This is a genomic window from Pseudomonas sp. PI1, assembly GCF_000812405.1.
Taxonomy (GTDB): domain Bacteria; phylum Pseudomonadota; class Gammaproteobacteria; order Pseudomonadales; family Pseudomonadaceae; genus Pseudomonas; species Pseudomonas citronellolis.
In genome coordinates this window covers 10,378-25,165 of sequence record NZ_JWMC01000068.1, presented here as the reverse complement: position 1 = coordinate 25,165, position 14,788 = coordinate 10,378, and the positions used below count along the sequence as shown (strand labels likewise).

7 protein-coding genes are annotated in these 14,788 nt (G+C 69.6%); 6 read left to right on the top strand and 1 reads right to left on the bottom strand.

Annotated features, from left to right (window positions below; genetic code table 11):
- Positions 1–1,881, bottom strand: a complete 1,881-nt coding sequence (locus RN02_RS22075; RefSeq protein ID WP_043316862.1) for a diguanylate cyclase — start codon at positions 1,879–1,881, stop codon at positions 1–3.
- Positions 1,882–2,104: 223 nt separating this feature from the next.
- Here RN02_RS22075 and RN02_RS22070 point away from each other — a divergent pair, with 223 nt between their 5' ends.
- From RN02_RS22070 to RN02_RS22045, 6 genes are all read left to right on the top strand, one after another.
- Entirely contained in the window at positions 2,105–4,360 is a 2,256-nt protein-coding gene (locus RN02_RS22070) for a YgiQ family radical SAM protein (protein WP_043317010.1), read from the top strand.
- A gap of 428 nt (positions 4,361–4,788) precedes the next feature.
- Entirely contained in the window at positions 4,789–6,036 is a 1,248-nt protein-coding gene (locus RN02_RS22065) for a parallel beta-helix domain-containing protein (protein WP_043316858.1), read from the top strand.
- The gene (locus tag RN02_RS22060; RefSeq protein ID WP_043316855.1) at positions 6,033–7,160 is read left to right on the top strand and encodes an SO2930 family diheme c-type cytochrome; all 1,128 of its coding nucleotides are present in this window, start codon (positions 6,033–6,035) and stop codon (positions 7,158–7,160) included. Before RN02_RS22065 ends, RN02_RS22060 begins: the two co-directional genes overlap by 4 nt.
- A gap of 467 nt (positions 7,161–7,627) precedes the next feature.
- Positions 7,628–10,912 (top strand): transglutaminase family protein, encoded by a 3,285-nt coding sequence (locus RN02_RS22055; RefSeq protein WP_043316854.1) that lies wholly within the window; start codon positions 7,628–7,630, stop codon positions 10,910–10,912.
- 50 nt (positions 10,913–10,962) lie between these two features.
- Positions 10,963–13,461: a circularly permuted type 2 ATP-grasp protein gene (locus tag RN02_RS22050; protein WP_043317008.1), complete on the top strand. Its 2,499-nt coding sequence runs from the start codon at positions 10,963–10,965 to the stop codon at positions 13,459–13,461.
- Positions 13,461–14,390, top strand: a complete 930-nt coding sequence (locus RN02_RS22045) for a transglutaminase family protein (protein ID WP_152623805.1) — start codon at positions 13,461–13,463, stop codon at positions 14,388–14,390. Before RN02_RS22050 ends, RN02_RS22045 begins: the two co-directional genes overlap by 1 nt.
- The last annotated feature ends 398 nt before the right edge of the window (positions 14,391–14,788 follow it).

Below are 14,788 nucleotides of genomic sequence, written 5' to 3'. Positions count from 1 at the left end.
TTAGACCAACCGGTCCGAAGTCTTCAGCGTCTCCAGCCAGAAGTCGCCATTGCCAGCGTCCTCCCCGGCCAGCGCGTAGCTGGCCCGGCCGCTGCCCTTGACCTGGTACAGCGCCTGGTCGGCGGCCTTGTACAGCTTGGCGAACTGCAATGCGTGGCGCGGGTAGATGGCCACGCCGATGCTCGGGGTGACGCTCAGTTCCAGGCGGTCGAAGTGCACCGGCCGCGACAGTTCGCTGAGCAGGCGCACCGCTATCTCCCGGGCGTGGCCTTCGGCGTCGGGGCCGGATACCAGCGCGGCGAATTCGTCGCCGCCCAGGCGCGCCACGCAGTCACTGGAGCGTACGCACTGGCGCAGGCGGTGGCCGACGTGCTGGAGCATGAAGTCGCCGGCGTCGTGGCCGTGGGTGTCATTGATCGGCTTGAAGTGGTCGAGGTCGATCAGCATCAGCGCCAGGCTCTCGCCGTTCTGCTGGGCCTGCTGCAGCGCCTGCTCGGCGTGCTCCACCAGATAGCGGCGGTTGGGCAGCCCGGTGAGCGGGTCGTTGTGCGCGGCATGGCGCAGCTGGGCCTCGCGTTCGAGCAGCAGGCGGTTGCTCTGCGTCAGCTCGGCGGTGCGCGCCGCCACGGCCTGCGCCAGGTCGTTCTGCGCGCTCTGCAGCAGGGTCATGCGCGCGCTCTTCTCGCGGTTGGCCTGCTCCAGGGCCTGGGCCTTCTCGCGCTTGAGTTCCTGGATGCGCGAGGTCAGGGCGAAGGAGAACAGGATGGACTCCATGGCCACCGATACCGGGAACAGGTAGGCGGTGGTCGGCGACGGCTGCACCACGCCCAGGGCGCGCATCACCGAAATGCTCACGCTGGACAGCACCAGGCCGAAGCCCACCAGGTACAGGCGCGCCGGCAGCGAGCCCTGCAGCGAGCGGGTGATGGCCGCGCCGAGTGCCGCCGGGATGCCGACGAAGGTGGTGGTGGCCAGCACCCAGCCGGCCTCGGAGCGGCCGACGAAGACGTTGAGCAGCACCGAGGCGACGTACAGCAGGCAGTTCAGCGTCAGCATGTGGTGCGCCCAGGGCACGTTGCGGCGGGTCTGCAGCAGCGTCTGGGTGAAGCGGGTGACGCACAGGCCCCACAGCGAGGGCAGGGTGATGCGGTTCAGCCACCAGGGCACCGCGTCGCCGGGCCAGAGCAGTTCGAAGGCATGGCCGGTCATGCCCATGCTGAACAGCAGGGCGAAGCCGGTGGTGAGCACGTACCAGAAGTAGGCGCGGTCGCGCAGGCTGAACAGGATGAACAGGTTGTACAGCAGCAGCGCGGCGATCAGCCCGTAGACGCCGCCGAGGAACAGGTTGGTCTCGGCGCGGTGGTCCTGCAGGTCGTCCTGCGACCAGATGCGCAGCGGGAAGGAGTTGCCGGCCGGGTCCAGGCTGCGCAGGTACAGGCGCAGCGGACCTGCGCCGGCGGGCAGGTGGAACACCGGGCGGCGGTAGCTGCGGTCGCGGCCTTCGGCGAAGGGCACCGCCTCGCCCGAACGCAGCTCGCGGTAGCCGCCCTGGCCGTCGGGCAGGTACAGGCGCAGGTCGAGCAGGTTGACCGCGTCCACTTCCAGCCACCAGCCGCCGGGCGGGGTGGCCTGGCGTTCCAGGTCCAGGCGCAGCCACCAGGGGTTGGGGCTCTGGCCGACGCTGGTGCGGCCCTTGGCGGGCACGAAGGCGGCGTCCTGCTCGCGTGCCTGTTGCAGGTCCAGACGTGCGCCCGGGTCTTCCAGCAGCATCAGGCCGTCGTTCAGCCAGCGCCCGCTGGCCCGTTCGTCGAGCACCAGGGGCTGGGCCACGGCGCTGGCGCAACCGAGCAGGAGGAACAACAGACACCACAGATGACGCACGGTTGACACTCCCTGTTCCCGGCCGCTGTGGCCAAGCCTGTTGAGACGGTGGAGCGAGTATAGCCAGTTGCCACTGCGGCGGCGCCGCCAATCGTCCCCGTCCGGCGGTCGCCCGGCGCCGGGAAAAACCCCAGCATCCCGGTCGGAATTGTTCACTTTTTGTGCTATATTCCGCGCCCGCGATTTCGCGACCCTATTCCTAGAGATGCCCCCGGTGCCCGTGATGCAAGCCGCCAAGCCGCTGTTCGACTATCCCAAGTTCTGGGCCGAGTGTTTCGGCCCGGCGCCGTTCCTGCCGATGAGCCGGGAAGAGATGGATCAACTGGGCTGGGACTCCTGCGACATCATCATCGTCACCGGCGATGCCTACGTCGACCATCCGTCCTTCGGCATGGCCATCATCGGCCGCCTGCTGGAAGCCCAGGGCTTCCGCGTGGGCATCATCGCCCAGCCGGACTGGCAGTCGAAAGACGACTTCATGAAGCTGGGCAAGCCGAACCTGTTCTTCGGCGTGGCCGCCGGCAACATGGATTCGATGATCAACCGCTACACCGCCGACCGGAAGATCCGCTCCGACGACGCCTACACCCCCGGCGGCAACGCCGGCAAGCGCCCGGACCGCGCCAGCATGGTCTACAGCCAGCGCTGCCGCGAGGCGTACAAGGGCGTGCCGATCGTGCTCGGCGGCATCGAGGCCTCGCTGCGCCGCATCGCCCACTACGACTACTGGCAGGACAAGGTCCGCCACTCGATCCTGATGGACGCCAAGGCCGACCTCCTGCTGTTCGGCAACGCCGAGCGCGCCGTGGTCGAGGTGGCCCAGCGCCTGTCCGCCGGCGAACCGATCGAGTCGATCACCGACGTGCGCGGCACCGCCTTCGTCCGCCGCGACACCCCCGAGGGCTGGTTCGAGCTGGACTCCACGCGCATCGACCGCCCGGGCAGGATCGACAAGATCATCAACCCCTACGTCAACACCCAGGACACCGCCGTCTGCGCCATCGAGCAGGACAAGGGCCCGCAGGACGACCCCAACGAAGCCAAGGTGGTGCAACTGCTGCCCAACCCGAAGCTGACCCGCGAGCGCACCGTCATCCGCCTGCCGTCCTTCGAGAAGGTGAAGAACGACCCGGTGCTCTACGCCCACGCCAACCGCGTGCTGCACCTGGAGACCAACCCCGGCAACGCCCGGGCCATGGTCCAGCGCCACGGCGAGACCGACGTGTGGTTCAACCCGCCGCCCATCCCGCTGAGCACCGAGGAGATGGATTACGTCTTCGGCCTGCCCTACGCCCGCGTGCCGCACCCGGCCTACGGCGGCGAGAAGATCCCGGCCTACGAGATGATCCGTTTCTCGGTGAACATCATGCGTGGCTGCTTCGGCGGCTGCACCTTCTGCTCGATCACCGAGCACGAAGGGCGGATCATCCAGAACCGCTCGGAAGACTCGATCATCCGCGAGATCGAGGAGATCCGCGACAAGGTGCCGGGCTTCACCGGGGTGATCTCCGACCTCGGCGGGCCGACCGCCAACATGTACCGCATCGCCTGCAAGGACCCGCAGATCGAGAAGCACTGCCGCAAGCCGTCGTGCGTGTTCCCCGGTATCTGCGAGAACCTCAACACCGACCATTCCTCGCTGATCCAGCTGTACCGCCGCGCCCGCGACCTGCCGGGGGTGAAGAAGATCCTCATCGCCTCGGGCCTGCGCTACGACCTGGCGGTGGAGTCGCCGGAGTACGTCCGCGAGCTGGTGACGCACCACGTCGGCGGCTACCTGAAGATCGCCCCGGAGCACACCGAGCAGGGCCCGCTGTCGAAGATGATGAAGCCGGGCATCGGCAGCTACGACCGCTTCAAGCAGATGTTCGAGAAGTTCTCCAAGGAAGCGGGCAAGGAGCAGTACCTGATCCCGTACTTCATCGCCGCGCACCCGGGCACCACCGACGAGGACATGATGAACCTCGCCCTGTGGCTCAAGCGCAACGGCTTCCGCGCCGACCAGGTGCAGGCCTTCTATCCTTCGCCGATGGCCACCGCCACGGCCATGTACCACTCGGGCAAGAACCCGCTGCGCAAGGTCACCTACAAGAGCGACGCGGTGACCATCGTCAAGGGCGAGCGCCATCGCCGCCTGCACAAGGCCTTCCTGCGCTGGCACGACCCGAACAACTGGCCGATGCTGCGCGAGGCGCTCAAGGACATGGGCCGCGCCGACCTGATCGGCAACGGCAAGCACCAACTGATCCCCACCCACCAGCCCGACGCCGACGGCAGCTACCAGAGCGCCCGGCGCAAGAACTCCACCCCGGTGGGCAGCAAGAAGGCCGGCAAGCCGCTGCTGACCCAGCACACCGGCCTGCCGCCCCGCGCCAGCGACGGCTCGCGCCCGTGGAACAAGGGCGAGGAGGGCAAGGCCGCGGCCTACGCCAAGGGCAAGAAGCGCACCACCAAGCGCCAGCCGAACATACCGCGCTGAGTGCATGACCGACGACGGGGCCGCAAGGCCCCGTTTTCGTTTCCGGGGCTGCTTTCGTAGGAGCGAGCTTGCTCGCGAACAGAGTTTCCCGGATACGCCGGCATCAGACCGACCTCCGCACCCTCTCCCCAGCCCTCTCCCTGAAGGGAGAGGGGGCTTGTCCGTGCCGAGAAATGGCCTGGTTTCAGCTGGCAATCTCTGCGCTAGCCAGCTGACTCAGGAATACCAACGCGCACCGAACGGTCCCCTCTCCCTTCAGGGAGAGGGTTAGGGAGAGGGCGCTCTACAGCCCAATCCCCAAAGCCCCCGGGAGGCACGGTTCGCGAGCAAGCTCGCTCCTACAGGAAGGAAGCCGCGTCCGGTCTATTCACCGAAACATTTTGGTACTATAGTTCCAAAATCATAAAAACAAGACCGGAGACCCCGCCATGCGTCGCGCCGCCCTGTCCCTTATCAGCCTCGCCGTGCTCCTGGCCGCCTGCGGCGAGCAGGACAAACCCACCGCCGCGGTCAGCGCGGATTTCCAGAAAGACCTGCAGGCCCGGCTGATCAAGGCCAAGCCCGGTGACGTCATCGCGATCCCCGCCGGCACCTACCACCTCGACCGCGGCCTCAGCCTCAAGGTCGATGGCGTGACCCTCCGCGGCGACGGCATGGACAAGACCATCCTCAGCTTCAAGAACCAGAAGGCCGGCGCCGAAGGCCTGCTGGTGGACGCCTCGGACTTCACCATCGAGAACCTGGCCATCGAGGACAGCAAGGGCGACGCCCTCAAGGTGCTGGGCGGCAAGAACATCGTGATCCGCAACGTGCGCACCGAATGGACCAACGGCCCGGCCACCGAGAACGGCGCCTACGGCCTGTACCCGGTGCAGACCGAGAACGTGCTGCTGGAGGGCAACGTGGCCATCGGCGCCTCGGACGCGGGCATCTACGTCGGCCAGTCGCGCAACGTGGTGGTGCGCAACAACCGCGCCGAGCGCAACGTCGCCGGCATCGAGATCGAGAACACCATCGGCGCCGACGTGTACGACAACGTCGCCACCGGCAACACCGGCGGCATCCTCGTCTTCAACATGCCCAACCTGCAGCAGCCGGGGCGTGGCTCCCGCGTCTACAACAACGAAGTGCAGGGCAACAACCACGACAACTTCGGCCACAAGGGCACGCCGGTGGCCAGCGTCCCGGCCGGCTCCGGGGTGGTGGTCAACTCCAACGACGACGTGGAAATCTTCGACAACAGGATCGGCGACCACAAGACCGCCAACGTCATCATCAGCAGCTACTACAGCACCAACTACTCGGACAAGGCGACGCAGCCGAACTTCGACCCCTACCCCGAGGGCATCTACATCCACGGCAACACCTTCGGCCCCGGCGGCGACAGCCCCGACCACCTGGAGCTGAAGGCGTTGAAGATCGCCAAGTTCGGCCTCAGCGGACGCCTGCCGGACATCCTCTGGGACGGCTACGTGAACCAGAAGAAACTGGTCGACGGCAAGCTGCCGGAGGAGCTGGCCATCTGCATCGACAACGGCGAGGCCGGCATCGTCAACGTCGACGGCCCCAACGGCTACAAGAACATCAGCACCGACATGAGCGGCCACCGCTGCAAGCTCAAGCCGCTGCCGAAGATCGAACAGGCCGGCCTGGGCGAGAAGGGAGGCAAGGCATGACGCGAGCCGCCTGCGCCTGGTTGTCGCTCGCCCTGGCCGTGGCGCTGGCCGGGTGCGGGCAGCAGGCGAAGCCGCGCTACCAGCCCGAGGGCGACGACTACCCGCAGACCTTGAGCGGCTGGGGCATGCTGCGCCTGGGCGGCGGCCACCTCGCGCCTGCGCCCGAGGTGCTGCCCTACGACCTCAACACGCCGCTGTTCACCGACTATGCGCACAAGCTGCGCACTGTGTGGATGCCCGAGGGGCAGGCGGCGAAATACGCCGAGGGCCACTTCGACTACCCGCTGGGCACGGTGCTGACCAAGACCTTCTACTACCCCACCGACGGCAAGGGCCAACTGCTGGAGAACGCGCAGGACGACCGTGACCCGCAGCAGGGCCTGGACCTGGCCAGGGTGCGCCTGGTCGAGACCCGCGTGCTGGTGAAGCAGAGGGACGGCTGGACGGCGTTGCCCTACGTGTGGGACGCCGAGCAGAAGGAAGCGCACCTGGAGCTGGCCGGCGACAGCCAGGCCCTGGAGCTGCAGGATGCGGCCGGGCAGAAGGTGGCCTTTACCTACATGGTGCCGGACGCCAACCAGTGCTCCGAATGCCACGCCGAGACCAAGGGCGCCGGCATTGCCCCGCTGGGCCCCAAGGCCCGCCACCTGAACAAGGACTTCGCCTACGCCGAGGGTAGCGACAACCAGTTGCGCCACTGGCAGGCACGCGGTTTTCTGCAGGGAGTGCCAGAGCTGGTGCAGGTGCCGCAGAACGCCCTGTGGGGCCATCCGCGTGAGGGCGAGAGCCTGGAAAAGCAGGCGCGCAGCTATCTCGACGCCAACTGCGGTCATTGCCACAACCCGAAGGGGGCGGCGCGTACGTCGGGGCTGTATATCGATGCCAGTGCCGAGTTGGGGGTGAACTACGGGTTCTGCAAGCAGCCGGTGGCGGCGGGCAATGGTACCGGCGGGCGTCGCGAGGACATTCATCCGGGACATCCGGAGCTGTCGGTGCTGACCTACCGCGTCGGGAGCGACAAGCCTGGGGAGATGATGCCGGAGCTGGGGCGGGCGTTGGTGCACAAGGAGGGGTTGGAGGTGCTGGAGCGGTGGATTGCGGGGTTGGCGGGGGGATGTAGTTGAGGCTGGAGTTTCCCTTCGACTTCGGTGCGTGGGGGGACTCCGTTCCCTCTCCCTAACCCTCTCCCTGAAGGGAGAGGGGACCGTTGGGTAGGGCTGGGTGTTCTGGAGTTAGCCGGCAGCCCCGTCGGTTTCCGGCTGAAACCATTCCTTCTCTCGGCACGGACAAGCCCCCTCTCCCTTCAGGGCGGGGCGCGCAGCCGAGGGCTGGGGAGAGGGCGCTCTACAGCCCAACACCAAACCCCCAGGCAATTCCCCCTTCGCGAGCAAGCTCGCTCCTACGAAAGACCACCCCACCGTCTAGGCTATCCCCCACCGGCGCCCCATTTCCGTGCGCCCCCATGCCCGGCATGCGCCCCCTGGCCCCGCCATGGTGCCCGGCGCCCGTGCGCAGCCCGTTCCACGGCCCCTGGCGGCTGGCACGGGACTTGCGCGGAAGCTGTGTCGCCCAGGCCCGCAGGAGGCCCGCCGTGTCGATCCATGTCGCCTTGCAGCACGTCACCCACTACCGCTACGACCGCGCCGTGAACCTCGGCCCGCAACTGGTGCGCCTGCGCCCGGCGCCGCACAGCCGCACGCGCATCCTCGGCTATTCGCTGAAGGTCGCCCCGGGCAAGCACTTCATCAACTGGCAGCAGGACCCGCAGGGCAACTACCTGGCGCGCCTGGTGTTCCCGGAGAAGACCGAGGAACTGCGGGTGGAGGTGGACCTGGTCGCCGAGATGGCGGTGTTCAACCCCTTCGACTTCTTCCTCGAGCCCTACGCCGAGCAGTTCCCCTTCTCCTACGGCGCCGACGAGCAGCGCGAGCTGGCGCCCTACCTCGCGCGCCAGCCGGCCAGCCCGCGGTTCGCCGAATACCTCGCCGCGGTGCCGCGCGACGCCAGCCCCACCGTGGACTTCCTGGTCGCGCTGAACCAGCGCCTGGCCGGCGACGTGCGCTACCTCATCCGCATGGAACCCGGCGTGCAGACGCCCGAGCAGACCCTGGAGCTGGCCTCCGGCTCCTGCCGCGACTCGGCCTGGTTGCTGGTGCAGCTGGCGCGCCACCTGGGCCTGGCGGCGCGCTTCGTCTCCGGCTACCTGATCCAGCTCAGCGCCGACCAGAAGGCCCTGGACGGCCCCAGCGGCACCGAAGTGGACTTCACCGACCTGCACGCCTGGGCCGAGGTCTACCTGCCCGGCGCCGGCTGGGTGGGGCTGGACCCGACCTCCGGGCTGTTCGCCGGCGAGGGCCACATCCCCCTGGCCTGCAGCCCCGAGCCGTCCTCGGCGGCGCCGATCACCGGCGCGCTGGAGGAATGCGAGGTGCAGTTCAGCCACCAGATGCGCGTGGAGCGCGTGTGGGAAGCGCCGAGGGTGACCAAGCCCTACAGCGAGGAACAGTGGCAGGCGATCCGCGAATTGGGTTCGCGCATCGACGCCGACCTCGCCGAACAGGACGTGCGCCTGACCATGGGCGGCGAGCCGACCTTTATCGCCATCGACTACCCCGACGACCCCGAGTGGAACACCGCCGCCCTGGGCCCGAACAAGCGCCGGCTGGCCGCCGAGCTGTTCCACCGCCTGCGCCGCCACTACGCGCCCAGGGGCCTGGTGCACTTCGGCCAGGGCAAGTGGTACCCGGGCGAGCAACTGCCGCGCTGGGCGCTCAACTGCTACTGGCGGCGCGACGGCGAGCCGCTGTGGAACAACCCCATGCTCTACGCCGAGGAGGGCCGCAGCTACGGCGCCGACGCCGCCCTGGCCGCACGCTTCCTGCGCCGCCTCGCCGGGCGCCTGGGCCTGGCCGGCGACACCCTGTTCGCCGCCTACGAAGACTGGTTCTACTACCTCTGGCGCGAGCGCCGGCTACCCAGCAACGTCACCCCGGAAGACCCGCGCCTGGCCGACCCGCTGGAGCGCGAACGCCTGTGCCGGGTGTTCGAGCGCGGCCTGGGCGAGGAGGTCGGCCATGTGCTGCCTCTGGCGCGCAGCGCCGCCGGCGACGCCTGGGAAAGCAGCCGCTGGTTCCTCCGTGGCGAGCACTGCCGGCTGGTCCCCGGCGACTCGGCGCTGGGCTACCGCCTGCCGCTGGACTCGCAGCCCTGGGCCAGCGAGGCCGACTACCCCTACGTCAACCCGGCCGACCCCAGCCAGCCGCGCCCACCGCTGCGCCGCGCCGCGCAACTGCAACAGGTACGCGAGCGCATGCCCGGCGGCCCGGACGCCACGCGCCAGCCGCTGCTGCACCAGTCCGCCGGCTGGATCACCCGCACCGCGTTGTGCGCCGAGCCGCGCGAAGGCCGGCTGTACCTGTTCATGCCCCCGCTGGCGGAGCTGGAGGCCTACCTGGAGCTGGTCGCCGCCATCGAGGCCACCGCCGGCGAACTGGGCTGCCCGGTGCTGCTGGAAGGCTACGAGCCGCCGGCCGACCCGCGCCTGAGCAACTTCCGCGTCACCCCCGACCCGGGCGTGATCGAAGTGAACATCCACCCCTCGGCGAACTGGGACGAACTGGTCGAGCGCACCGAATTCCTCTACGAGGCGGCGCGCCAGTCGCGGCTGTCCAGCGAGAAGTTCATGGTCGACGGCCGCCACGTCGGCACCGGCGGCGGCAACCACTTCGTCCTCGGCGGCGCCACCCCGGCGGACTCGCCCTTCCTGCGCCGCCCGGACCTGCTGCGCAGCCTGGTCAGCTACTGGCACAACCACCCCTCGCTGTCCTACCTGTTCTCCGGCCTGTTCATCGGCCCGACCTCCCAGGCGCCGCGGGTGGACGAGGCGCGCAACGACGCGCTCTACGAACTGGAGATCGCCTTCGCCCAGATGCCCGAGCCGGGCGCCGACTGCCCGCCGTGGCTGGTCGACCGCCTGCTGCGCAACCTGCTGGTGGACGTCAGCGGCAACACCCACCGCGCCGAATTCTGCATCGACAAGCTGTACTCGCCGGACAGCGCCAGCGGTCGCCTCGGCCTGCTGGAACTGCGCGCCTTCGAAATGCCGCCCCACGCGCGCATGAGCCTGGCCCAGCAACTGCTGCTGCGGGCCCTGGTGGCGCGCTTCTGGGCCGAGCCCTACACGCCGCCGAAGCTGGTGCGCTGGGGCACCGAGCTGCACGACCGCTTCCTGCTGCCGCACTTCGTCGAGCAGGACTTCGCCGACGTGGTCCACGAACTCAACGCCTTCGGCTACCCGCTGCGCAGCGACTGGTTCGCCCCGCATTTCGAATTCCGCTTCCCGAAATACGGCGACTACGCGGTGAAGGGCATCGACCTGGAACTGCGCCAGGCCCTGGAGCCCTGGCACGTGCTGGGCGAGGAGGGCGCCCCCGGCGGCGCCGTGCGCTACGTGGACTCGTCCCTGGAGCGCGTGCAACTGAAGGTTGCCGGCATGGCCCCGGACCGCTACGTGGTCACCTGCAACGGTCGCCCGGTGCCGCTGCGGCCCACCGGCCAGGTCGGCGAATACGTCGCCGCGGTGCGCTACCGCGCCTGGCAGCCGGCGTCCTGCCTGCAGCCGACCATCGGCGTACAGGCGCCGCTGGTCTTCGACATCGTCGACACCTGGATGCAGCGCTCCCTCGGCGGTTGCCAGTACCACGTCAGCCACCCCGGCGGGCGCAGCTACGACAGCTTCCCGGTGAACGCCTACGAAGCCGAGAGCCGGCGCCTGGCGCGCTTCTTCCGCCACGGCCACACGCCCGGCAAGCTGAACGTGGAGGCGCCGCGCGCCGACGCCGAACTGCCGATGACCCTCGACCTGCGGCGGACATGAGCGCCGCCGCCCGCTAAAGTGAACAGGCCGCCTTGCACGCCGAGTCCCTGATGTCCGAGTTGCTCGCCCACTACCCGCTGTCCGCCACGGCATACCACGAACTGCTGGACGCCGCGGGCGGCGTGCGCCCGCACTGGCAACGCCTGGTCCAGCGCCTGGAACGCGCCAGCGCCGCGCAGCTGGAGCAGCGCCAGGCCCTGCTGGCGCGGCAGATCCAGGAAAACGGCGTGACCTACAACGTCTACGCCGACCCCAAGGGCGCCGACCGCCCCTGGGAGCTGGACCTGCTGCCCAACCTGCTGTCCGCCGAGGAATGGGCCGGCATCGCCGCCGGCGTGGCGCAGCGCGGGCGGCTGCTCAACGCGGTGCTGGCCGACCTCTACGGCGAGCAGCGCCTGCTCGCCGAGGGCGTGCTGCCCACCGAACTGGTCTACGGCCACCCCAACTTCCTCTGGCCCTGCGGCGGTTTGCCGGTGCCCGGCGGCATCTACCTGCACAGCTATGCCGTGGACCTGGCGCGCGACGCCGACGGCCGCTGGCACGTGCTCGCCGACCGCACCCAGGCGCCCTCGGGCGCCGGCTACGCGCTGGAGAACCGGCAGATCATCTCCCGCGCCCTGCCGGAGCTGTACCGCGAACTGCGCGTGCAGTACCTGGCCGGTTACTTCCGCACCCTGCAGGAAACCCTCGCCCACTGCGCCCCGGCCGACGGCGAGACGCCGCTGGTGGTGCTGCTGACCCCGGGGCGCTTCAACGAAACCTACTTCGAGCACCTGTACCTGGCGCGCCAGCTGGGCTTCCCGCTGGTGGAAGGCCACGACCTGACGGTGCGCGACGCCACCCTCTACCTCAAGACCCTCGGCGGCCTGAAGCGCGTGCACGCGGTGCTGCGGCGCCTGGACGACGACTTCTGCGACCCGCTGGAACTGCGCACCGACTCCGCCCTCGGCGTGCCCGGCCTGCTCGACGCCGTGCGCCGCGGCCGCGTGCTGGTGGCCAACGCCCTGGGCAGCGGCGTGCTGGAATCGCCGGGGCTGCTGGGCTTCCTGCCGGCGGCCAGCCGCCGGCTGTTCGGCGAAGACCTGCTGCTGCCGGCGGTGCAGACCCACTGGTGCGGCGAACCGGGCGCCCTGGACATGGCGCTGGGCGAGCTGGCGCGCCTGGTCATCAAGCCGGCCTTCCCCTCGCAGAGCTTCGAGCCGCTGTTCGGCCACACCCTGGGCCCGGCGGCCCGCACCGAGCTGTGCCAGCGCCTGCGCGCGCAGCCCCACGCCTACGTGGCGCAGCGCCAGGCGCAGCTGTCCCAGGCGCCGGTGTGGCAGCAGGCCGGCGCGCGCGGCGAACTGCAATCGCGCGCCATCGGCATGCGCGTGTTCGCCGTGGCCGCCAGCGACGGCCGCTACTGGGTGATGCCCGGCGGCCTGACGCGGGTGGCCTCGGCGGCGGACGCCGAAGTGGTCTCCATGCAGCGCGGCGGGGCCAGCAAGGACACCTGGGTGCTGGCCGACCGCCCGGTCCACGGCGAGCCGCTGCGGCCGCGCAACATAGGCGCGCGCGACCTGATCCGGCAGGACCCGTACCTGCCCTCGCGGGTGGTGGAAAACCTCTACTGGTTCGGCCGCTACGCCGAGCGCTGCGACGACAACGCCCGGCTGCTGCGCGTGGTGCTGTCGCGCTACGTCGATGCCGATGGCGACGAGCAGGCCCTGCGCAGCGCGCTGGACCTGGCCGGCGCCATGGGCCTGATCCCCCGGGGCGAGGCGCCGCTGGAGCAGCGCCTGCTGGCGGCCCTGCTGGACGAGCACTGGAGCAACAGCCTCTGCGCCAACCTGCGCCGCCTGCACTGGGCCGCCGCCCAGGTGCGCGGGCGCCTGTCGCGGGAGAACTGGCTGGCGCTGATGGAACTGCAGCGCGACCTGCAGGCGCTGGACGCGCGCGACACCGAACTGGGCGACGCCCTGGACTTCCTCAACCGCCTGCTGATGTCCCTGGCCGCGCTGTCCGGCTTCGCCCTCGACGACATGACCCGCGACGACGGCTGGCGCTTCCTGATGATCGGCCGGCGCATCGAGCGCATCCAGTTCTTCGCCGACGCCATCGCCGGCTTCCTCGACGGCGGCGCGGCCTGGGACCCGGGCGCCCTGGAATGGCTGCTGGAGCTGGGCAACAGCACCATCACCTACCGCTCGCGCTACCTCGCCGGGCCGCAGCTGATCCCGGTGCTCGACCTGCTGTTGCTGCACGAGCAGAATCCCCACGCCCTGTACTTCCAGCTGCAGGCCCTGGAGCGCTCCCTGGAACGCCTGCATCAGGAATTCGGCATGCCCCGCGAGCAGGAACTGGCGCTGCTCACCGCGCGCCTGCTGGCCTTCGACTTCGCCACCCTGGAGAACCCGCTGTTCGGCAGCGCCGGGCAGGACGAAGTGCTCGCCGGCCTGGCGCGCCTGCTGCGCGAACTGGCCCAGGGCGCCGGCCAGGCATCCGACCGCCTCGGCCTGCGCTACTTCGCCCACGTCGACGACATCAGCCAGCGCACGGTATCCACCTGATGGCCGAAGCCCAGCTTTCCCCAACGCCCGCGCCGGTGGCGCGCTACCAGGTGTTCCACGACACCCGCTACCGCTATGCCGCGCCGGTGTCGCTGTCGCAGCAACTGCTGCACCTGTGGCCGCGCGACTGCCCGCGGCAGCGTTGCCTGGGCCGCGAACTGCAGATCGAACCCGTGCCCACCCAGCGCAGCGACGGCTTCGACGTCTTCGGCAACCCGCTGACGCGCCTGGCCTTCGAACGGCCCCACGACGAACTGCAGGTGAACGCCCGCCTGCAGATCGAAGTGCTGCCGCGCCCGCCGCTGCACGCCTCGCCGGCCTGGGAACAAGTGGCCGCCGACCTGGCCTTCAGCGGCCGCGCCCTGTCGGCGCAGGAACTGGAAGCCTGCCGCTTCCGCATGGAATCGCCCTATGTGCGCATCAAGCGCCAGTTCGCCGAATTCGCCGCCGACTGCTTCCCCGCCGGCCGGCCGCTGCTGGAAGGCGCCGCGGCGCTGATGCAGAAAATCTTCGACGAATTCGCCTTCGACGCCGAAGCCACCCAGGTGGCGACGCCCCTGACCGAAGTACTGGAGCGCCGCCGCGGCGTGTGCCAGGACTTCGCCCACCTGATGCTCGCCTGCCTGCGCTCGCGCGGCCTGGCGGCACGCTACGTCAGCGGCTACCTGCTGACCCGCCCGCCACCCGGCCAGCCCCGCCTGATCGGCGCCGACGCCTCCCACGCCTGGGTCTCGCTGTACTGCCCGGCCAACGGCTGGGTGGACTTCGACCCCACCAACAACATCCTCCCGGCCCTGGAACACATCACCCTGGCCTGGGGCCGCGACTTCGCCGACGTCTCGCCGCTGCGCGGGGTGATCCTCGGCGGCGGCAGCCACGACCCGGAAGTGCGGGTGACGGTGATGCCGCATTGGGAGCTGGCGGTGTAGCAGAGCGGCCAAGGCCAGGCTCCGAGGTGCTCTCCGTAGGATCGAGGGGGACGCCTAGTTCTTGCTCGCGAACGGTGCTTGCGGGTGGCTGCTGTGTATCCGGTTGACTCCGCTCCCTCACCCCAGCCCTCTCCCGGAGGGAGAGGGGGCCGTTCGGCGTGGGCTGGAGGTTCGGCGTCAGCCTGTGGGAGCGAGCTTGCTCGCGAACGGTGCTTGCGGGTGGCTGCTGCGTGTCCGGTTGACTCCGTTCCCTCACCCCAGCCCTCTCCCTGAGGGAGAGGGGGCCGTTCGGCGTGGGCTGGAAGTTCGGCGCCAGCCTGTGGGAGCGAGCTTGCTCGCGAACGGTGCTTGCGGGTGGCTGCTGTGTATCCGGTTGACTCCGCTCCCTCACCCCAGCC